We start from the raw sequence: 18,690 nt of genomic DNA, 5'->3' as shown, positions 1-18,690 counted from the left end.
AAAGCGGCCGGAGAGGCTTTACTTTGCCAGTGCCCGGAACACGGCCTGTTCTGTGAGGATGGTGGGACAGATGGTCTCCAGCCCGTAGACCTTGTGGTAGAGCACTTGCAGATGCGGGTCCGAGACGCGGCAGAGGACCTTTTCGCGCTGGAAGATGCTTTTGGCGATCTGTGCCGCCATCAGGTTCACCGAGTCGTCCTCGCTGACGGCAGCCACGGCGTCGCAGTTCTCGATGCCGCCCTGCTTGAGGACGTCGGGGTCGGTGGGGTCGCCCACCAGAGCCGTGCCGCCAAAGTTGTAATCGTCGAAGCTGTCCAGCCGCTTGAGCTGCTCAGAGTCCTTCTCGATCAGGGAGATGTCGTGGCCGATGTGTTCCAGGTCGCGCACCAGGGCGGCACCCACCTGGTCGCAGCCGATGACAAGAATGTTCATGGATGATACCTCGCTGTTTTCAGAACGCAGAAGATCCTGCGTCAAAATGGTTCCACAAAGGGGAAATGGAGCTGCCCCCAGTATAGCATATTTCCCGGCACAGATAAATAGAGAAGCTGTCACCGGGGCGGAACTGTAAAAATTTGAAAATTTCCGTGCGGAAGACCGCATAGTATGGTATACTGAACGGAGAGTCTGAAATCGACAAACGATCAGCGCATCGTTTTGCGCTGCACAGGAGGAACCAAATGTTTTTTGAAATATTGAAAGCCATCCTGATGGGCATCGTGGAGGGCATCACCGAGTGGCTGCCCATCTCGTCCACCGGCCATATGATCCTGGTGGAACAGCTCATCCATTTCAACGCCAGCGAAGAGTTCATGTCCATGTTCCGCGTGGTCATCCAGCTGGGTGCCATTCTTGCGGTGGTGGTGCTGTTCTGGAACAAGCTCTGGCCCTTCGGCATCCGGCACGGCCGGGTGGCGTCCAAGCCGGAAGTCTGGCAGCTCTGGTTCAAGGTGGTGGCTGCCACCCTGCCCGTGCTGGTCATCAGCCCGCTGGACGACTGGTTCGAGGCGCACTTCTACAACTACATCACCGTGGCCGCCATGCTGATCCTGTACGGCGTCCTCTTCATCGTGGTGGAGAACCGCCGCACCGCGCCCCATGTGGCCAAGCTGGAACAGATCACCTACCGGGAAGCCTTCCTCATCGGCGTGTGGCAGATGCTGGCCATCATCCCCGGCACCTCCCGCTCCGGTGCCACCATCGTGGGCGGCCTGCTGCTGGGTCTCTCCCGTGCCTGCGTGGCCGAGTTCACCTTCTATCTGGCCATCCCGGTCATGGCAGGTGCTTCGCTGCTGAAGGTGGTCAAGTTCGCCCTTTCCGGCGCAGCCATCACCGGGTCGGAGGTCGCCGTCCTCGTCACGGGCTGTGTCGTGGCTTTCGTGGTCAGCCTGGCGGCAATCCGCTTCCTGATGGATTACGTCAAGCGCCACAACTTCAAGTTCTTCGGCCTGTATCGCATCGTTCTGGGCGTCATCGTCCTGGCCGTCGCTGCGGTCAGCGCCATTGCATAAAGAAATTCTGCCCCGTATCTGTGCAGTGCGCCTGCCAGCTGCGGGGCATTTTGCGTCCACAGAATTGCACCCATCCACCGGCTGTGCTATACTGAAAACATAAGAGAGACCCCGGCGGCGGGGAAGCGCCGCAGGATTCAACCAAAACAAAAGGAGACTGCAATGGAAGGATCGACTGTTTACTTTACGGATTTCCGCTGTCCGGTGGGCACCAGCCTGACGGACAAGCTGCGCCGTCTGTGCCTTGCGGCGGGCATCAAAACCATTGATATGGACGGCAGGTTCGTTGCCATCAAGATGCACTTTGGCGAGCTGGGCAACCTGGCGTTCCTCCGCCCCAACTACGCCAAGGTGGTGGCAGACCTGTGCCGGGAGCAGGGCGGTCTGCCCTTCCTGACCGACTGTAACACGCTGTATCCGGGCAGCCGCAAGAATGCGCTGGAGCATCTGGCCTGTGCGCAGGAGAACGGCTTCTGGCCCATGACCACCGGCTGTCAGATCCTCATCGGCGATGGCCTGCGCGGCACCGATGAAGTCGAGGTGCCGGTGCCCAACGGCGAATACTGCAAGACGGCCAAGATCGGCCGCGCCATCATGGATGCGGACGTCTTCATCAGCCTGACCCACTTCAAGGGCCACGAGTCCACCGGCTTCGGCGGTGCCATCAAGAACATCGGCATGGGCTGCGGCTCCCGCGCGGGCAAGATGGAGCAGCATGCTTCCGGCCACCCGGCCGTGCAGGAGAGCCTGTGCCGCGGCTGCCACCGCTGCGCCAAGGAGTGCGGCTCCGACGCCATTGTATACAACGAGCAGAACAAGGCTGTCATCGACCAGGACAAGTGCAAGGGCTGCGGCCGCTGCATCGGTGCCTGCAACTTCGACGCCATCTATTCCCAGTGCGACAGCGCCAACGAGATGCTGGACCGTAAGATGGCCGAATACGCCGCCGCAGTCTGCTATGACCGCCCGACCTTCCACATCAGCCTTGTGCAGGACATCAGCCCCAACTGCGACTGCCACGGCGAGAACGATGCGCCCATCCTGCCGGATATCGGCATGTTCGCCTCGTTTGACCCGGTGGCGCTGGACCAGGCCTGCGTGGATGCCTGCCTTGCCGCTGCGCCGCTGCCCAACAGCCAGCTGGGCCAGAACCTTGCAAAGCCGGGCTGGAACTGCCACCACGACCACTTCAAGGATTCCAACCCGAACATCGAGTGGAAGGCAACGCTGGAACAGGCCGAAAAGATCGGCATGGGCACCCGCCGGTACACCCTGAAAAAGGTCTGAGATAACGCAAACGAGCCACGGCGTTTCGCCGTGGCTCGTTCTGTTTGCTGGACTTAATATTCGCTGGATGCCGGGACGAGGGCGTCGATGACGTCCTGCAGGGCCTGCCAGTTCTCTTCCGAGCAGTCGGGCAGCTCTTTGGCGTTCAGACCGGCATCCTCGATGCGGCCGGTCATGCTGGACGTGTCGGTCAGCAGGGCGTTGGCGTCCTCCTTGATGAGGGGCCAGGCGTCTGCAAAGCTGTCCTGCTCATCGGTGGAGAGGCTGTCGTACCACTCGGTATAGGCGTCTTCGATGACATCGGTGGTCTGCATGGCCAGATTGCCGTTCTCGGCCCAGCTCAGCAGGGAATCCGCCGCGATGACCGACTTCAGCGAGCAGCCCGAAACGCCAGGGCCCCAGCCCAGGCAGGGCGCAAAGGCGTCCTCTGTGGAGGCGGGGGAGAAGATGGAATTGTCGCTCTCATCCAGATTCGGGGTCAGCTTGCCGGTGTTGGCCTGTGCCGTGGAAGAGGGAATGCTCTCGCTGGACGCAGCGGAGCTGGACGACGAAGCGGCCTCGCCGCCGTCGGTTTCGGACGAAGTGCTGCATCCGGCCAGCAGGCAGGCGAGCAGGGCTGCACACACCAGCAGGGAAAGGATACGGTTGCGGATCATAGCGTGTTCCTCCTTTTATCGGTTCCCGGTCAAAGCCGGGGGAGCTCTGGGTACAGCTCTAGTATACTGTTCCGCTGCGCGGTTGTCAATTGTCGTGCACAGGACGAATTTCAACCCGTCCTGTGCAAAGTGTACAAACTTTGACAGTAATTTTTGCCTTCGGGCAGGATTGACAATTTTTGCGCTGTCTCGTATAATTCATTCGTAAAATAAAATGGGCTGGCCGGTGCGCCATGCCGGAAAGGAGGACAAACAAGTGCAGAAATTCCTGCAAAAGCTCGAAGGAGTCTCGCAGGCGCTTCTGGACCCGCTGTCTTATCTGACGGCGGCGGGCCTGCTGCTGGTGGTGGGGGCACTGCTCACCAGCAGCCCGCTGCGCCAGCTGCTCCCGGTGCTGAACTGGACACCGATCCGCCTTGCGGGCGGGCTGCTGTACAACAGCATGATGGCGATCATCAACAACCTCAGCATCTTCCTCTGCGTGGGCATCGCCGCTGCGCGCACCCGCACCGAAAAGCAGGAGGCCGCACTGCTGGCCCTCATGGCCTATCTCGTCTTCCTGACGGCCAACCACACGACGCTGGAGATCCTGGGCCGCCTGGCCGAGGCCGACGGCCTGACCGGCCTTGCCGCCACGGGTCAGACGAGCATCCTGGGCATCCAGGTCATGGACACCGGTGTGACGGGCGGCATCCTGCTGGGCTTTGCCGCTGCGAAGATCTTTGACCGCACCTGCGAAACGCAGTTCACCGGGCTTGTCACGCAGGTGTATTCGGGTCTGCGGTGGTCGTTCCTGTGCATCGCGGCTTTTGCGGCGGCGTTCGGGATGGCGGTCTGCTTTGTCTGGCCGCCCCTGCAGGAGGGCATCCGCGCCATGACGGGCTGGATCGCAGCTTCGGGCCATGCGGGCGTTTTTCTGTATGGCTTCCTCGAACGGCTGCTCATCCCCACCGGCCTGCACCATCTCATCTATATGCCGTTCCAGTTCTCGGCGCTGGGCGGTTCCATGACGGTGGGTTCGGTGACCTACACGGGAGCCTATACGGTCACGATGGCGGAATACTCCTACGGCCTGCCCCTGACCGATGACGTCGTCTGGATGTACACCGGATTCACCAAAACGTTCGGCTATCTGGGCATCGCGGCGGCGTTCATCCTCACTGCCAAAAAGGAGCGCCGGAAGCGCACGGTTGCGGCCATCCTGCCGCTGGCGGTCACGGCGTCGCTGGCGTCCATCACCGAACCGGTCGATTTCCTGTTCTGCTTCGTCTCGCCCGTGCTGTGGGTGCTCCATGCGGCCCTTGCAGGCGGCTTTATGGTCCTGCTGAATGCGCTGCAGGTCCGGGCGTTCACCTCCAACCTGCTGGGTTCGTTGGTGTTCAACCTGAGCGCCGCCCCGCAGCAGACGCATCGCGTCCCGCTGCTCTACCTGCTGGGCGTTCTGGAGATCCTGACCTATGCGGTGGTCTTTTCGGCCATCATCCGTGTGTTCGACCTGCCCACGCCCGGCCGGGCACCGGAGAGGGAAACAGCCGCGCGGCAGATCGACCCGGAAGGCATCCGGCGGCTCCTGGCGGCGCTGGGCGGGCCGGGGAACATCTGCACGGTGGACAACTGCTTCACCCGGCTGCGCATCACCGTGAAAGATCCCGACCGGCTGGATACGGCGGCGCTGCTGGCCATGCCCCATAAAGGGCTGGTGCAGGACGGCCCCTATTTGCAGCTGGTCTGCGGCTTGCAGGCAGCACAGGTGCGCCGGGCCGTGGAGCAGGAGCTGGAACAGTGTGCGGCGGTCTGAGTTGCTTTTTGGAAATGCAAGGGATATAATTGGAACGAACCTCTCCGTCATCGCTGCGCGATGCCACCTCCCCTGATAGGGGAGGCATTGGCAGTCGGATGAAACTTGCTGGATACGCCAGAGGCTCCCCTATTAGGAAAGACTCCCCCGGCCGGGGGAGGTGGCGTGTAAACGCCAGAAGGGGAATGGCTGGCGGGCCGAAGGCTCGGCTGAGAGGTTGAGAACAAAATAAACAGAAGGAGAACCCAAGATGCAGAAGTTTGAACTAGAGGGTCTGTTTGATTTTTTGAACAAAGGCGTCAGCGCCTTTCACTCTGCCGCCGCCGCAGCGGCCATTCTGGAGGCCAACGGCTATGAGGAGCGCCCCGAAAGCGCAGCCTGGGAGCTGGTGCCCGGCGGAAAATACTACACCACCCGCAACGGTTCGGCGGTGCTGGCCTGGCGGATGCCCAAAGGGGAGCTGACCGGCTGGCATGTCACGGCCAGCCACAGCGATTCCCCCGCCTGGAAGATCAAGGAGCTGGACGGCGGCAAGGATGCCGTGTTTGCCCGCGCCGAGACCGAGGGCTACGGCGGCATGATCATGCCCACCTGGCTGGACCGTCCCCTGAGCGTGGCGGGCCGCATCCTTGTCCGGACGGAGAACGGCGTGAAGAGCATTCTCGTCCATCCGGACCGTGCGCTGGCCTGCATCCCGAACCTCTGCATCCACTTTGACCACGAGGTCAACAAGGGGAAGAACTACAACCCGCAGGTCGATCTGCAGCCCATCTTCGGTGCGGCGGGCACCACCCTGCGGCAGGTGCTGGCCGAGGAGGCCGGCGTCCAGGCCGAAGACATCCTCGACAGCGACCTCATGCTCTGCACCTGTGAGCAGGCCGTGCGCGTGGGCCTGAAGGGCGAGTATTTCATGTCCGGCCGCATCGACGACCTGGAGTGTGCCTACACCACTCTGTGGGGCTTTTTGCAGGGCCGCGGCGAAGAGGAAGGCCGCGGCGACATCTGGGTCATGTTCGACAACGAAGAGGTCGGTTCTTCCAGCCGTCAGGGTGCACAGGGCACCCTCATGGGCGATGTGCTGGCCCGCATCGAAGAAAAGCTGGGCGTCACCCGTGAGCAGAGCATCCGCGCCTGCACCAACAGCCTGCTGCTGAGCGCCGACAACGGCCACGCCACCCATCCCAACCACCCCGAAAAGAGCGACCCGGCCCATCCGGCCACGCTGGGCGGCGGCGTCCTGCTGAAATCCAACGCCCGCCAGACCTACACCACCAGCGGCCTGACCGGTGCGGCCTTCAGCGCCATCTGCCAGAAGGCCGGTGTGCCGGTGCAGTTCGCGTCCAACCGCGCCGATGTTCCCGGCGGCTCCACGCTGGGCAACCTGCTGGGCCACCAGATCCTGATCCCGATGGTGGACATCGGTCTGGCCCAGCTGGCGATGCACTCTTCCATGGAGACCGCCAGCTGCATCGACGCCGAGTACATGGCCAAGGCCGTGGCCGAATTCTATAACACCCCCATCTCTCAGCCGAAGGATGGCGAGTGGAAGCTGGGCCTGTGAGCCCGGTCGTCGGGCGGTTTGCCCCCAGCCCCAGCGGGCGGCTGCATCTGGGCAACCTTGCGTGCAGCCTGCTGGCCTGGCTGAGCGCCAGACATGCGGGCGGGCGCATCGTCCTCCGCATCGAGGATCTGGACGCAGAGCGCTGCCCCCGGAAATACGCAGACCTGCTGGAAGAAGACCTGGCCTGGCTGGGCCTCGTCTGGGACGAGGGCGGGAGCCGGGGCGGCCCCCACGGCCCCTATTACCAGAGCGAATGCGCAGAGATCTACACCCGCGCGTATCAGATGCTCGAAGCGCAGGGGCTGGTCTACCCCTGCTTCTGCTCCCGCGCACAGCTCCATGCGGCCAGTGCGCCCCACACCTCGGACGGCAATGTCATCTATCCCGGCACCTGCCGGGACCTGACGCCTGCCCAGATCGCGGAAAAGCGCCGGGTCAAGGCACCGGCCTACCGGCTCAGAGTGCCCGATGAGGTCATCACCTTCCGGGATGGCTGCATGGGCCTCCACAGCGAGAACCTGCTGCGGGACTGCGGCGACTTCTACCTTCGCCGGGCGGACGGCGTCTTCGCCTACCAGCTGGCCGTCGTCGTGGACGATGCCCGGATGGGCGTCACCGAAGTCGTGCGCGGGGCAGACCTGCTCTCCTCCACGGCGCGGCAGCTCTATCTGTACCGTCTGCTGGGCCTGACGGCCCCGCAGTTTGCCCACTGCCCGCTGCTGCTGGCCCCGGATGGGCGGCGGCTGTCCAAGCGGGACGGCGACCAGAGCCTGGAGAACCTCCGGGCAAAATACACCGCCGAAGAGATCGTGGGAAAACTGGCCTACGCCTACGGCTTGCAGGAAGAACCTGCCCCCCGCACACCGGAGAGCCTCGTGGCAGACTTTTCATGGGAAAAAGTCCCCCGGCACGACATCTGCCTGCCGGAAGGATTGTTTTAAGCAGCAAAAAAGCACCTGCGCCGCAGGTGCTTTTTTTGCTGTATGAAGCTCAGGGATTCTGCAAAATGCGGTACTCGCTCCGCTCCAGCGAGGAGGCGGCGCTGTCCACTGCCATGGCCAGCAGGATGCCCATGACCACATCAATGCAGCTGTGCTGTTTGAGCAGCACGGTGGAGGCGATGATGGACAGGCACAGCACCGCAGACGCCGGGCGCATCCAGCGGCGGCGGGGCTCCTCAAAGATGCGGCTGCGGTAGTAGGCCATCATCAAAGTGACCGAGTTGAAGACATGGATGGACGGGCAGACATTGGTGGCAGTGTCGGTGGAGTAGAGCTGACGGACGATCCGGGCGAAGATGTCCGAACCGTAGACGCGGTAGGGGCGGAGGTCCAGCCCGTTGGGGAGGATGACATAGACCGCCAGCGCGATGGTCATGCCCGCAAAGAGCGGCAGGCAGAGCCGCCAGAAGTCCGCGCGCGGGGCCTTCCACAGCAGATAGAACAGGGTGAACGGGATCCAGATGAACCACGCCAGATAGGGGATGACGGCATACTTGCAGAAGGGGATGAGGTCATCCAGATGGCAGTGGACCCAGACTTCCGGCACGGTGATGTTGACTTCGAGCCAGTGGAACACCGAGAGATAAAACACAAGATAGAACGCCATGAACCAGATGGGATGGCGGGAAAACCAGTTTCGCATGGAACACACTTCCTTTGCTTGGAGTTGGAAGGCAGAGCCTTCTTAAAGTTCTTAGCAGCGTATCATTATACGCCGGTCATCGCGCAAAAACAAGCCCTAAACAGGACAACTTCTCTAAAATATCTGTGAAAAATTTGTGCGACATGGGAATTTCAGGGAGAGAGAACGGCTCCGGAACCGCCCTCTCTGAAAGGAATACGATCCAGAATCGGATCTTCCTGCAAAAGGGTACAAAAAAACCAGCCGCTTGCGCGGCTGGCTGGGAAAACAGATATTACCAGGGGATGGCAACGACTTCGGTCTCAGCGGGGTCGAACCCGATATCGCTGGCGTGGGAAATGAAGAAAGAGCTTTCCTTTCCGGATGGAATGGGAGTCGTAAGCAGGACAAAGTCAGAGGAAACGACTTTGCCGTTCTTTTTCAGAATGACCGATACACGGGTGCGGTTGCAGGTGTATTTGCTCAGATTGCGCACCGTGCCGGAAATGACCGTATAATTCAGCCCGGAAGTCGTGGAATGGCCCGTTACGACAGCATGAAGGTCGGAAGAACGGACAGCCTCCGCAGAAGGCTGGAAGCTGGAAGCGGTCGTGCTGGGCTGTGTGTGTGCCGCACTGGCCGGAACGCCCTTCTTGCATTTGTAGGTATAGGCAAAGCGGACCGTATCGCCCGGTGCGATGGTCTGAAGCATGAAATACGTGGTCTCCTGCACATTTCCGGCAGCATCCTTCAGGGTGAGGTCGACACGTGCACGGGAAACGCTGTATGCCGTATTGGGGTTGGTCGCCCGGAAAACACAGCGCGCAACGTCCTCACCGGCTGCATCGTGATAGGCACTGAACGATTCCATCATAATGGACGGCTGCAATTTCGGGGCGGAGACTCCGCCGCCGTTTGAATCATCGGGTTCGGTGCCGGAGTTGGTGCTGCCCGAAGAAGAGCCGTTGCTGCCTTCGCTGCCGCCCGGAACATCGGGCGTCGGGCCGCAGCCGGTCAGCAGGCAGCAGAACAGTGCCAGCGTGAGCAAAAGTGCGGTCAGAGAATGTTTCATCAGAGCGCCTCCTTTTCATCCGATCGTTTCCTGCTTTCTATTCTACACGTTTTCGGGCCGGAAAGCAATCCGGAAGCACAGGCTCAGATGACTTTCTTTTCCAGCCAGCTCCCCTTGAAGAAGCGGATGGCAAAGAAGAGGGAGCGGAACAGCCAGTCTAGGAACATGCCGCCCCAGATGCTGAGCAGATTGCCCTGGTGCAGGCCCAGGACCATCAGGTAGCAGAAGCCCACCCGGAACACCCACATGGAGAAGACGCTGACTGTCATCGTGAAGGTGGCGTCGCCGGCGGCGCGGAGGATGTTGGGCAGGGTGAAGCTGGACGGCCAGATGAACAACGAGATGATGTTGAACCAGACCATCACCTGCAGCGCCATGGCGTTGGACTCCGGGGAGAGGTTGAACCAGGACAGGGTGATGCGGTTCAGGAAGAAGCAGGCCGACAGGTTCATGATCCAGGCACCGGCGTAGGCCACCAGCAGGAAGCGGCGGGCGTAGTGTTTGGCCTGCTCTTTTTCGCCTGCACCCAGGCACTGGCCGATGACGGTGAGCACCGCCATGCCGACCGCGATGGCCGGAACATTCAGGATGGTGGTGATGTTGCCCGCCACGGCGTTGGCCGCAATGGCCGAGGTGCCGAGGGTGGACGTCAGGCTGGAGACCGACAGTTTGCCGATCTGGAACATGCCGTTCTCGATGCCGGCCGGGATGCCCACCCGCAGGATGCGGCGGATGAGGGGCAGGTCGGGCTTCAGGTCGGTCAGGTGCTCGATGCGGAGCAGGCAGCCGGGCTTTTCCAGCAGGTAGATGACCGCAAAGCAGGCGATCATCCGGGAGACAAGGCTGGCCAGCGCGGCACCCATGACGCCCATTTTAAAGTAGAAGATGAGCACGGCGTTGCCGCCGATGTTCACCACGTTCATCACCAGACTGGACAGCATGCTGATCTTGCTGTTGCCCTGTGCGCGGAAGAGCGCAGCACCGGCGTTGTACACACCGATGAAGGGATAGCTCAGCGCCGAGAGCAGGAAATACGTCTCGGCGTAGCGCATGACGTCGGCGTCAATGGAGCCGAAGATGCCCCGCAGGATGCCGTGCCGCCCCACCGCTACCACGGCGGCGACCACGGTGCTGAGCGAGATCATGATGAACAGGATCTGGGCGGCGGCGGCCTTGGCGTTCTTCGGTTCCCGGTGGCCGATGTACTGGCTGGCGACGACGGCACCGCCGGTGGCAAGCGCGCTGAGCAGCTGGATCATCAGGACATTGAATGAGTCCACCAGGCTGACGCCCGACACGGCCGCTTCGCCGACCGAGGAGACCATCAGGGTATCGGCCAGACCGATGGTCACGCTGAGCGCCTGCTCGGCGATCAGCGGCAGCAGCAGGGCGATGAGCTGTTTGCGGGTAAACAGCGGCTTGGTTGTTGTGGTTGTCATAGTTCCTCCTCTTGCTCTGGGATGTCATGGAACTAAGCATAACGCGGAATCGCAGGAAAATCAAGATGTTGTATCCAAGATTCTCGCAAAATTTTAAGAAACAAAGTGCCGTCGGTTCCCTTTACCCCTGCGGTGGGATGTGATAGAATGAAACCGGACTTCTGTGTGCAGCACAGAAGAAGGTAAATGAATGAACGATTCCATAGAGAGAGGAAAGATTATGCCAAAGGCAGCCCATAAAGTCGTGGTCATCGGGCACCGCAACCCGGACACCGACTCCATCTGCTCCGCCATTGCGTATGCGGAGTTGAAAAACAAGACCAGCGACCTTGTCTGTGAGGCGCGCCGCGCGGGCCGGATGAACCAGGAGACCGAGTTCGTCCTGAAAAAGTTCGGCGTGACCCCGCCCCGCATGTGCACCGACGTCAACCCGAAGATCCGGGATGTGGATTACCGCGAGATGCCCGGCATCCCCGGTGCCACCAGCCTGCGCCGTGCGTGGGAGATCATGCGCGACCAGAAGATCGACACCCTGCCCATCACCAGCGCAGAAAACGATCTGGAGGGCATCATCACGGTCAAGGACATCGCGACCGCCAACATGGACGTCTTCGACACCGGCGTTCTGGCCAAGAGCCAGACCAGCTTCCGGAACATCCTCGAAACGCTGGGCGGCACCATGGTGGTGGGCGACGAGAACGCCGTCTGCACCACCGGCCACATCAAGATCGGCACCGCCACCCCCGAAATGCTGGAAAGCAATGTGGAAAAGGGCGACATCGTCATCCTGACCAACCGGTACGAGAGCCAGCTGTGCGCCATTGAGAAGGAGGCCTCCCTCCTCATCATCTGCAACGGCTCCAAGGTAGGCCACACCATCCAGCGCATCGCCGACGAAATGGGCGTCGCCATCATGACGACCCCCTACGATACCTACGCGGCTGGCAAGCTCATCAGCCAGTGCGCCCCCATCTCCTATTATATGACCCGCGAAGACATCCTGAAGTTCACCCTCGTCACGCCGGTGGCGGATGTCATGCGCGTCATGGCCAAGGTGCGCCACCGCTATTTCCCCATCCTCGATGAAGAGGGCAAATACTGCGGTATGGTCAGCCGCCGCAACATCATCGCCCTGCGCAAGCGCCGCATCATCCTGGTGGACCACAACGAGGCCACCCAGGCCGTGGAGGGCTTCGACCAGGCGGAGATCCTGGAGATTATCGACCACCACCGCATCGGCAGTCTGGAGACCAGCGGCCCGGTCTACTTCCGCAATCAGCCGGTGGGCTGCACTGCCACCATCATCACCCAGATGTACGACGAGAACGGCGTGGAGATCCCGGCCCAGACCGCCGGTCTGCTGCTGGCGGCCATCCTGTCGGATACGCTGGTCTTCCGCAGCCCCACCTGCACCCCGGTGGATGTGGCGGCGGCCAAGCGTCTGGCCCAGATCGCCGGTGTGGACATCGACGAGTTTTCCACAGAAATGTTCGAAGCCGGTGAAAAACTGGACGGCAAGACCCCCGAAGAGGTCTTTTTGCAGGACTTCAAGGTCTTCATGTGCGGCGATATCCGCTTCGGCGTGGCGCAGGGCAGCTACATGACCCGCAAGAACCTGCTGGCCGCCGAAAAATTGCTCAAACCCTACCTCGAAGAGGCCCGCAACAAGCAGAATGTGGAGGATATCTATATGCTGCTGACCGATGTGCCCAAGGAGGAGAGCGTCGTCATCTGCGAAGGCCGCTATGCCGCCGAGGTGCTGTCGGACGGTTTTGAGACCCAGCCCGCCGAAGACGGCAGCTGGACCCTGCCCGGCGTCGTCAGCCGCAAAAAGCAGTTCATCCCCGCCATGATGAGCGCATATCAGGAACTGTAAAGCCCCGAATAAACACGAAGCCCCCCGGAAGCCTGCATTCCGGGGGGCATTGTGTTGAGTGGGAGTTCAGCCTGCGATGCCTTTTCCATTTCTTTATAAGAAGCATAACACAAAATCGTGGTGAAATTGTGTAAATTCGGGATGAATTTTCACAGCCTGCGGCGGCACGTGTGCAGATCGTTCCGGAAGATGCGCCCGGCCACCGGTTGAGAGGGCCTGTTTTTTGTGGTACAATAGAGGCGGAAATTTGCGAAAGAAAGGATCTTTTGATGCAGCTGTTTGAACTGGTCTCCCCGCGTCTGTTCCGCCCGCTGGCGGGGCCGAACCGGGCGTTTTATGCCGAGCTGCTCCTGCTGCTGTGGGAGGAGTGCCGCCACACGGCGGATTACAGCATCTCCCGCGCCGAAGCCGTCTCCCGCGCGGAGGATTACTTTGCGGCGCTGGCAAAGCCGCTGGCGCTGGACGCCGACGACGCCGGAGACGAAGCCGAGCAGCCCACCCGCGACCCGCATCTGCTGGCGCTGGGCTTTCTGCTGCGGCTGCGGCGCACCGGCTGGCTGGAAGAGCAGCCCGGCAGCTATGAGGAGGAACCTTCGCTGGCCTTTGTGCCGGAGGTGACGCCTCTGCTGGAAGCGCTGGAAGAGATCCTGAACCCGCGCGTCGTCACCTATACCGGCAAGCTGTACAAGGCCTGGCAGCTGCTGCGAGGCATCGGGGAGGAGAAGAGCCCCTACGAGAACGTCCTGCGGGAGGTCGCGTCCGACCTCGAAGCGCTGAACAAGTCGCTCCGTGCGCTCAATGCCTCCATCGGCCACTACATCGACCGGCTCACCCGCAACCGCACCCCGCAGGAGGTGCTGGAACTGTTCGACCAGTACGAGGAAAAGGTCGTTGCGGCGGCATACCACCGGTTCAAGACCAGCGACAACCTGTTCAACTACCGCGCCTACCTCGAAGAGGGGCTGGACGACTGCGAGGCAAACTATCTGCCGCAGCTGGCGCTGGATTATGCCCGCGTGGAGCGCTGTGCGCCGAACGAGGCCGCCCCGGCGGTGCGGGCTCTCATCCAGAAGCAGCGGGATGCGCTGGAAGAGATGAGCGGCCTGATGAAGCAGATCGACGCCAGCCACATCCGCTACCGCAAGCGTGCCGTGCAGCGGGCGCAGTTTCTGCTGCTGAGCGACCGCTCGGCGCAGGGCAGCGTCACGGCGCTGCTCCGCCGCTATGCCGAGGAGATCAAGACGCCGGACCAGCTGTTCGAACCGGATGACGGCCCGGTGGCAAAGCATCTGCACCTTTACCCGGTGCAGGTCTTCGGCGAAAAGCCGCTCTACCCGCCCGCCGCGCCCCGCAGCGAGGTGCCGCTCAGGCCGGTGGAGACCGGAACGCTGGACCCGGAACAGCTGCAAAAGGAGCAGCAGCTCCTGCTGGAATACGCCCGGATGGCTGTGACCGAAGAGAACGTGGCCCTGCTGGCGCAGCAGGCCCTTGCCGCCCGCAGGCAGGTGGCGGCGTCCACGCTGGCCGACGAATATCCCAGCGACTTTGCCCGCATCATCGGCCTGCACACCTACTCGCAGTCGCCGCGGCGGGACTATGACATCGAACGGACCGGGAAGTGGGTCGAGCGGGGCGGCTTCCGGTTCGAAGAATTTATCCTGATGCCCCGCAAGGAGGAACCCCATGGCCGAAACGAATAAACTGCTGGAAGAGACCGCAAACTATCTGCTCAACCACTGCTTTCTGCTGGGCAGTGTGGAGGACCAGCGGTCGAAGTATCTCTATGTGCAGGACCACCTGAACGAGGTGCGGGCCGTGTTCGCGCCGCTGGGCTATGCGGTCCTGCTCTACCCGGCCCCGCTGCAGGCGGCGGCGCTCGTCAACGAGCACGAGGGCAGCCAGGCCCGGCTGCTGAAATACGAGAGCATCCTGCTGCTGGTGCTGCGCCTGCTCTACCTGCAAAAGCGGGAGAGCCTCTCGGCCAGTGCAGACCAGGTTCTGGTCACGGTGGAAGAAGTGCAGGCCGAACTGCAAAAAATGAACCTGCCCCGGCGGCTGGACCAGCTCACGCTGGAAAAGCTGCTGCGCACCCTGCGCCGGTACAATCTGGCCCGGCCCGTGGGCCGTCTGACCGGGCTGGACAGCCGCATCGAGGTCTTCCCGACCGTGCTGCTGGCGCTGCCGGATGCCGACCTCGCCGATGCCGCTGCCGAGAGCAGCCGCACCCGGAACGAGCTGGCCCTGTACGAACGCCCGGAGGGCGAATCCAGTGCGGAGGATGAAGAATGATCGAATTAAAACGCCTGAAACTCATCAACTGGCACAACTTTGAGAACGTCACCTTCGACTGTGCCCGCCTGACCTATATGATCGGCGTCAATGCCGTGGGCAAGACCACCATCCTGGACGCCATCCGCTACTGCCTGACCACCAACCGCAATTTCAATGCCCTGGGCAATAAAAAAAGCGGCCGCACCCTGCAAGGCTCCGTCCACGCCAAGCAGCGCGGCGAGAACGCCTACCGCCGCCCCGGCCGGACGGTGGCCTATATCGGTGCCGAGTTCTGGGACAGCGCCAAGCGGACGCCCTTCGTCATCGCGGTGCGCGTCGAGTCCGAGGGGCCCATGCAGGAGCTTCACCCCGGCGACCAGACCTGGTACATCTCCGAGGACGGCATCACGCTGGAAAAGCTGCCCTTCCTCGACCCGCGCACCGGGGCCCCCAGCGCCAGAGAGGATTTCAAGCCCGCTGTGGGCCGGCTCTCCTATACCCGCAGCCCCAGCGAGGCGCGGGACCGCATCTGCCGTGCGCTGGGCATCGGCCGCGCATCCAGCCCGCTGGGCAAAAAGTTCAATGAGGTGTTCCAGATGGGCACCAGCATGGACGAGATCCCGAACTTCCGGGAATTTCTGTATCAATACATCCTGCCCCAGCCGGAGCTGGATCTGGACGCGCTGCAGGGCGACCGGGTGGAGCTGGAAAACCTCCACGCCGTGCTGGCCGAGGCGCAGACCCGCGCCGCCGCGCTGGAACAGATCGTGGAATACGGCCGGGAAGCCGCATCCAGAGAGACAGACGCCCTGGTCAACCGGGGCGCGGCCCTGCTGGCCCGCGCCGAGGCCGACGCCGGAGAAGACGCCGTCTGGCAGGGGCATCTCGACGCCGGACGCCGCCAGCTGGCCGAGCGGAACGCCGCCTATGAAGCGGCCAAGAACGCCGAGGCCGAGGCCCGCCGGGCCTATCTGGCCGCCCATGGGGCAGCTTCGGCCAGCGGCGAGGGCCGTGCGCTGGACGCCATGACCGAGGAACTGGCCCGCAGGAAGACCGCACTGGATGCCGCCGCCCGGAAGGTGGCGGCGCTGGAACAGACGGCGGATGCCGTCACGAACCTGCTGACGGTGCTGGCCCGCAGCGGCTTCGGGGTCGAAAAGGCGCTCTGGCCGGTCGCTCTGACCGCGGAACAGCTGCCCGCGCTGACCGAAGCGCTGGACCGGCTCGAAAAGCCGCTGGAAGAGCAGTATTTTGCCGCGCGGCAGAACGCCGCCGACCTGGCCCGCGCGCAGGAAGAAAAGCGCGCCGAGCTGGACGCGGTTTCGGGCGGCAAGTGGGTCTACCCCCACGGCGATGCCGCCACCAGAGTCCGCGATGCTGTCAACGCCGAGCTGAAGAGCCGGGGCATGACGCCGGACGCAAAGATCTTCTGTGAGCTGCTGAACGTGGCCGACGAGAGCTGGCAGGACTGCGTGGAAGCCTGCCTCGGCGACCGCCGGTTCGATATCCTCGTCCCGCCCAACCACTACGCCGCCGCCAAGAGCGCCTTTGTGGCGCTGGGCGAAACGGTCGGGCCCATCAGCCTGCTGGATACGCCGGGCATCCGCACCGCCAACCGCCGCGCGGAGACCCGCCCGGCTGACAGCCTTGCCGCTCAGGTGGAGAGCGAGAACCCGCTGGCCGCACAGTATGCGGACACCATCCTCCGCCGCATCGTCTGCTGTGAGACGCCGGACACGCTGGAACATTTCCCGGACAGCGCCACCCGTGACCTGCTGCGCCACCATCCGTTCCGGCTGGAACGCCTGCGCCGACCCCAGCGGTATATCGGTCTGGACGCCCGCCGCGCCCGCGCCGGTGCGCTGGAAGAGGAACTGACGGCCCTCGGTGAACGCCGCCGCGAGGCCGTGCAGGCCGAACGGTCGCTGAAGACGGCCTACGACCAGTACCAGAACATCCTGCGCGGCCGCGCACTGGAAACGCTGGCCGACCTGTGGGAGGGCCGGGACGCCCTTGCTGCCGCCAAAGCCGACTATGCGGCACAGGCCCAGAAGCTGGCCGACTGCCGGGAGAACCCGCTGCTGCAGGAGCTGTATCGGGAAGAGGAGACCCGCGAAGCTGCCTGGGAAGCGGCCCGCAAGGCAGTGGAACAGGCAGGCGGCGATATCCGTGTCTGCGAAAAGCAGCTGGCTTCCTGCGCGGCAGAGCAGGGCCGGGCCGTGGCCGCAGCGCAGCAGAGCGCCGGGGCGGCCCAGACCTTCTTTGAAAAATATCCGCTGCTGGAGCCGCTGGCGCAGGAGCGCAAAAAGGGCCTCATGACCGGGGGCCGCACAGCCCGCGCCGCTGCCCAGACGGCCGAAAAGGCGCAGACCAAGCTGGACGACACCCTGCAAAGCTACCTCACCGCCACGCTGGAACCGGCCCAGAAGGCGTACAACGAGCGGTACGTCTGCGATTATCCGCTGGGCCTTGCGGGCATCGAGCAGTACCGCGCCCAGCACGAGAGCCTCGTCCGCATCGACCTGGAGCGCTACGCCGCCCGCCTGGACCAGGCCCAGCGCGACTGCAAGGACCGCTTCCGGAAAGACATCCTCTTCCGGATGAAGGACGACATCTTCAACGCCCGCCGCCAGTTCCGGGAGCTGAACAAGGTGATGGAGCAGCTGACCTACGGCGAAGAGGTCTACCGCTTCGAGCTGGAACCCAGCCGCGACCCGCAGCTGGCCGCGTTCTATCAGGTCATCGTGGACAAGGGCAACCAGCAGATGACCGACACCGACTCGCTGGACAACCTCGCCGCCACGGCCGACCCCGTCTATGAGCGGCAGGTGGATGAGCTGATGGAAAAGATCATGGCCGACGTGGACGAGAACACCCGCGCCCGGCAGGAGGGCCGCAGCACCTCCGGTGCCACCCTGTCCGACTATGTGGATTACCGCACCTATCTGGACTACGACATCAAGGTCACGAACACGGTCTCCGGCCAGCAGGCGTATCTGTCCCGTGTCAGCCGCGATTCCTCCGGCGGCGAGAATCAGGCCCCGTTCTATGTGGCCATCTGCGCTTCGCTGCTGCAAATTTATCAGAAGAGCGAGAACAGCATCCGTCTGGTCCTGCTGGACGAGGCCTTCAGCAAGATGACCAGCGACCGCATCCGCCCCATGATGGAGCTGTTCCGCCGCTTGCAATTGCAGGTCCTGCTCATCTCCACCGTCGAGAAGAGCACGGCCATCCAGCCCTATTGCGACATCACCTATTCCATCGTGCGCCATGGCGACGCCAACGCCATCGCGCCGTTTTACCGGCTGACGGCCCCGCAGCCCGCGCCGGAGAAGGAGACTGAACCATGAGCGATACCCTTGCAAAATTCTGGCTGTTTGCCACCCACTGGACCAGGCTCGACACCTTTGACAACGAGGACGAGCTGAACGACGAACTGGAGCTGCTCCAGCGCCAGAGCCTGCCCACCAAGGTCCGCACGATGAAAAACAAAGAGGGGAAGGAAGAACTCGTCCTCTACGTCAAGCAGGCTGACCGCGATTATGCCCGCTACTGCACCGGCTGGCGCCCCGGCGGGATGATGTAAAAAGGAGAAT

General features: G+C 62.6%; 15 protein-coding genes. 10 read left to right on the top strand and 5 right to left on the bottom strand.

The annotated features are described in order from the left end of the window. Positions 1-18: 18 nt before the first annotated feature. Positions 19-432: a potassium channel family protein gene (locus I5P96_RS14055; RefSeq protein WP_223382632.1), complete on the bottom strand. Its 414-nt coding sequence runs from the start codon at positions 430-432 to the stop codon at positions 19-21. Positions 433-680: 248 nt separating this feature from the next. Between I5P96_RS14055 and I5P96_RS14050 the strand changes: the two genes are divergently transcribed. Continuing rightward, positions 681-1,511, top strand: a complete 831-nt coding sequence (locus I5P96_RS14050; RefSeq protein ID WP_097791294.1) for an undecaprenyl-diphosphate phosphatase — start codon at positions 681-683, stop codon at positions 1,509-1,511. Positions 1,512-1,673: 162 nt separating this feature from the next. After that, complete coding sequence (locus I5P96_RS14045; RefSeq protein ID WP_118553883.1) at positions 1,674-2,798, top strand: DUF362 domain-containing protein; 1,125 nt, start codon at positions 1,674-1,676, stop codon at positions 2,796-2,798. A 53-nt stretch (positions 2,799-2,851) separates the two neighbouring features. Here I5P96_RS14045 and I5P96_RS14040 read toward each other — a convergent pair whose 3' ends face one another. Next, positions 2,852-3,454: a hypothetical protein gene (locus tag I5P96_RS14040; RefSeq protein ID WP_223382631.1), complete on the bottom strand. Its 603-nt coding sequence runs from the start codon at positions 3,452-3,454 to the stop codon at positions 2,852-2,854. Positions 3,455-3,710: 256 nt separating this feature from the next. Between I5P96_RS14040 and I5P96_RS14035 the strand changes: the two genes are divergently transcribed. The 3 genes from I5P96_RS14035 to gluQRS all read left to right on the top strand — a co-directional run bounded on the left by I5P96_RS14035 (position 3,711) and on the right by gluQRS (position 7,754). After that, positions 3,711-5,252 (top strand): PTS transporter subunit EIIC, encoded by a 1,542-nt coding sequence (locus tag I5P96_RS14035; protein ID WP_223382630.1) that lies wholly within the window; start codon positions 3,711-3,713, stop codon positions 5,250-5,252. A 250-nt stretch (positions 5,253-5,502) separates the two neighbouring features. Continuing rightward, the gene (locus I5P96_RS14030) at positions 5,503-6,813 is read left to right on the top strand and encodes a M18 family aminopeptidase (protein WP_223382629.1); all 1,311 of its coding nucleotides are present in this window, start codon (positions 5,503-5,505) and stop codon (positions 6,811-6,813) included. Continuing rightward, entirely contained in the window at positions 6,810-7,754 is a 945-nt protein-coding gene (gluQRS, locus tag I5P96_RS14025; RefSeq protein ID WP_223382628.1) for a tRNA glutamyl-Q(34) synthetase GluQRS, read from the top strand. Before I5P96_RS14030 ends, gluQRS begins: the two co-directional genes overlap by 4 nt. A gap of 49 nt (positions 7,755-7,803) precedes the next feature. Here the strand turns inward: gluQRS and I5P96_RS14020 are convergent, their stop codons facing one another. The 3 genes from I5P96_RS14020 to I5P96_RS14010 form a co-directional block, all read right to left on the bottom strand. Next, positions 7,804-8,457, bottom strand: a complete 654-nt coding sequence (locus tag I5P96_RS14020) for a phosphatase PAP2 family protein (protein WP_097791299.1) — start codon at positions 8,455-8,457, stop codon at positions 7,804-7,806. A gap of 274 nt (positions 8,458-8,731) precedes the next feature. Continuing rightward, complete coding sequence (locus I5P96_RS14015; protein WP_223382627.1) at positions 8,732-9,508, bottom strand: hypothetical protein; 777 nt, start codon at positions 9,506-9,508, stop codon at positions 8,732-8,734. Positions 9,509-9,591: 83 nt separating this feature from the next. Then, entirely contained in the window at positions 9,592-10,947 is a 1,356-nt protein-coding gene (locus I5P96_RS14010) for an MATE family efflux transporter (RefSeq protein WP_223382626.1), read from the bottom strand. Between the two features lie 220 nt (positions 10,948-11,167). On the opposite strand from I5P96_RS14010, the gene I5P96_RS14005 reads away from it, so the two are divergent. The 5 genes from I5P96_RS14005 (at position 11,168) to I5P96_RS13985 (ending at position 18,680) form a co-directional block, all read left to right on the top strand. After that, a complete protein-coding gene (locus I5P96_RS14005) occupies positions 11,168-12,823 on the top strand; it encodes a putative manganese-dependent inorganic diphosphatase (RefSeq protein WP_223382625.1) in 1,656 nt (551 codons plus the stop codon). A 269-nt stretch (positions 12,824-13,092) separates the two neighbouring features. Next, complete coding sequence (locus tag I5P96_RS14000) at positions 13,093-14,523, top strand: Wadjet anti-phage system protein JetA family protein (RefSeq protein WP_207686896.1); 1,431 nt, start codon at positions 13,093-13,095, stop codon at positions 14,521-14,523. Continuing rightward, positions 14,507-15,112 carry a DUF4194 domain-containing protein gene (locus tag I5P96_RS13995; protein WP_223382624.1) on the top strand — a complete coding sequence of 202 codons (606 nt, stop codon included), beginning with the start codon at positions 14,507-14,509 and terminating at the stop codon, positions 15,110-15,112. Before I5P96_RS14000 ends, I5P96_RS13995 begins: the two co-directional genes overlap by 17 nt. Further along, positions 15,109-18,444 (top strand): ATP-binding protein, encoded by a 3,336-nt coding sequence (locus I5P96_RS13990; protein ID WP_223382623.1) that lies wholly within the window; start codon positions 15,109-15,111, stop codon positions 18,442-18,444. The genes I5P96_RS13995 and I5P96_RS13990 overlap by 4 nt, the downstream gene beginning before the upstream one ends. After that, the gene (locus I5P96_RS13985) at positions 18,441-18,680 is read left to right on the top strand and encodes a hypothetical protein (protein WP_207686899.1); all 240 of its coding nucleotides are present in this window, start codon (positions 18,441-18,443) and stop codon (positions 18,678-18,680) included. Before I5P96_RS13990 ends, I5P96_RS13985 begins: the two co-directional genes overlap by 4 nt. Positions 18,681-18,690 lie beyond the last annotated feature (10 nt).

This window comes from Faecalibacterium prausnitzii (genome assembly GCF_019967995.1).
In the GTDB taxonomy this organism is placed as follows: domain Bacteria; phylum Bacillota; class Clostridia; order Oscillospirales; family Ruminococcaceae; genus Faecalibacterium; species Faecalibacterium prausnitzii_E.
This window is presented reverse-complemented; position numbering and strand designations above follow the sequence as displayed.

Coding starts and splice junctions, on each gene's coding strand:
- I5P96_RS13985 (WP_207686899.1), top strand. CDS start 18,441: ATGAGCGATACCCTTGCAAAATTCTGGCTGTTTGCCACCCACTGGACC.
- I5P96_RS13995 (WP_223382624.1), top strand. CDS start 14,507: ATGGCCGAAACGAATAAACTGCTGGAAGAGACCGCAAACTATCTGCTC.
- I5P96_RS14030 (WP_223382629.1), top strand. CDS start 5,503: ATGCAGAAGTTTGAACTAGAGGGTCTGTTTGATTTTTTGAACAAAGGC.
- I5P96_RS14020 (WP_097791299.1), bottom strand. CDS start 8,457: ATGCGAAACTGGTTTTCCCGCCATCCCATCTGGTTCATGGCGTTCTAT.
- I5P96_RS14040 (WP_223382631.1), bottom strand. CDS start 3,454: ATGATCCGCAACCGTATCCTTTCCCTGCTGGTGTGTGCAGCCCTGCTC.
- I5P96_RS14015 (WP_223382627.1), bottom strand. CDS start 9,508: ATGAAACATTCTCTGACCGCACTTTTGCTCACGCTGGCACTGTTCTGC.
- I5P96_RS14000 (WP_207686896.1), top strand. CDS start 13,093: ATGCAGCTGTTTGAACTGGTCTCCCCGCGTCTGTTCCGCCCGCTGGCG.
- I5P96_RS14055 (WP_223382632.1), bottom strand. CDS start 432: ATGAACATTCTTGTCATCGGCTGCGACCAGGTGGGTGCCGCCCTGGTG.
- I5P96_RS13990 (WP_223382623.1), top strand. CDS start 15,109: ATGATCGAATTAAAACGCCTGAAACTCATCAACTGGCACAACTTTGAG.
- I5P96_RS14050 (WP_097791294.1), top strand. CDS start 681: ATGTTTTTTGAAATATTGAAAGCCATCCTGATGGGCATCGTGGAGGGC.
- I5P96_RS14005 (WP_223382625.1), top strand. CDS start 11,168: ATGCCAAAGGCAGCCCATAAAGTCGTGGTCATCGGGCACCGCAACCCG.
- I5P96_RS14010 (WP_223382626.1), bottom strand. CDS start 10,947: ATGACAACCACAACAACCAAGCCGCTGTTTACCCGCAAACAGCTCATC.
- I5P96_RS14045 (WP_118553883.1), top strand. CDS start 1,674: ATGGAAGGATCGACTGTTTACTTTACGGATTTCCGCTGTCCGGTGGGC.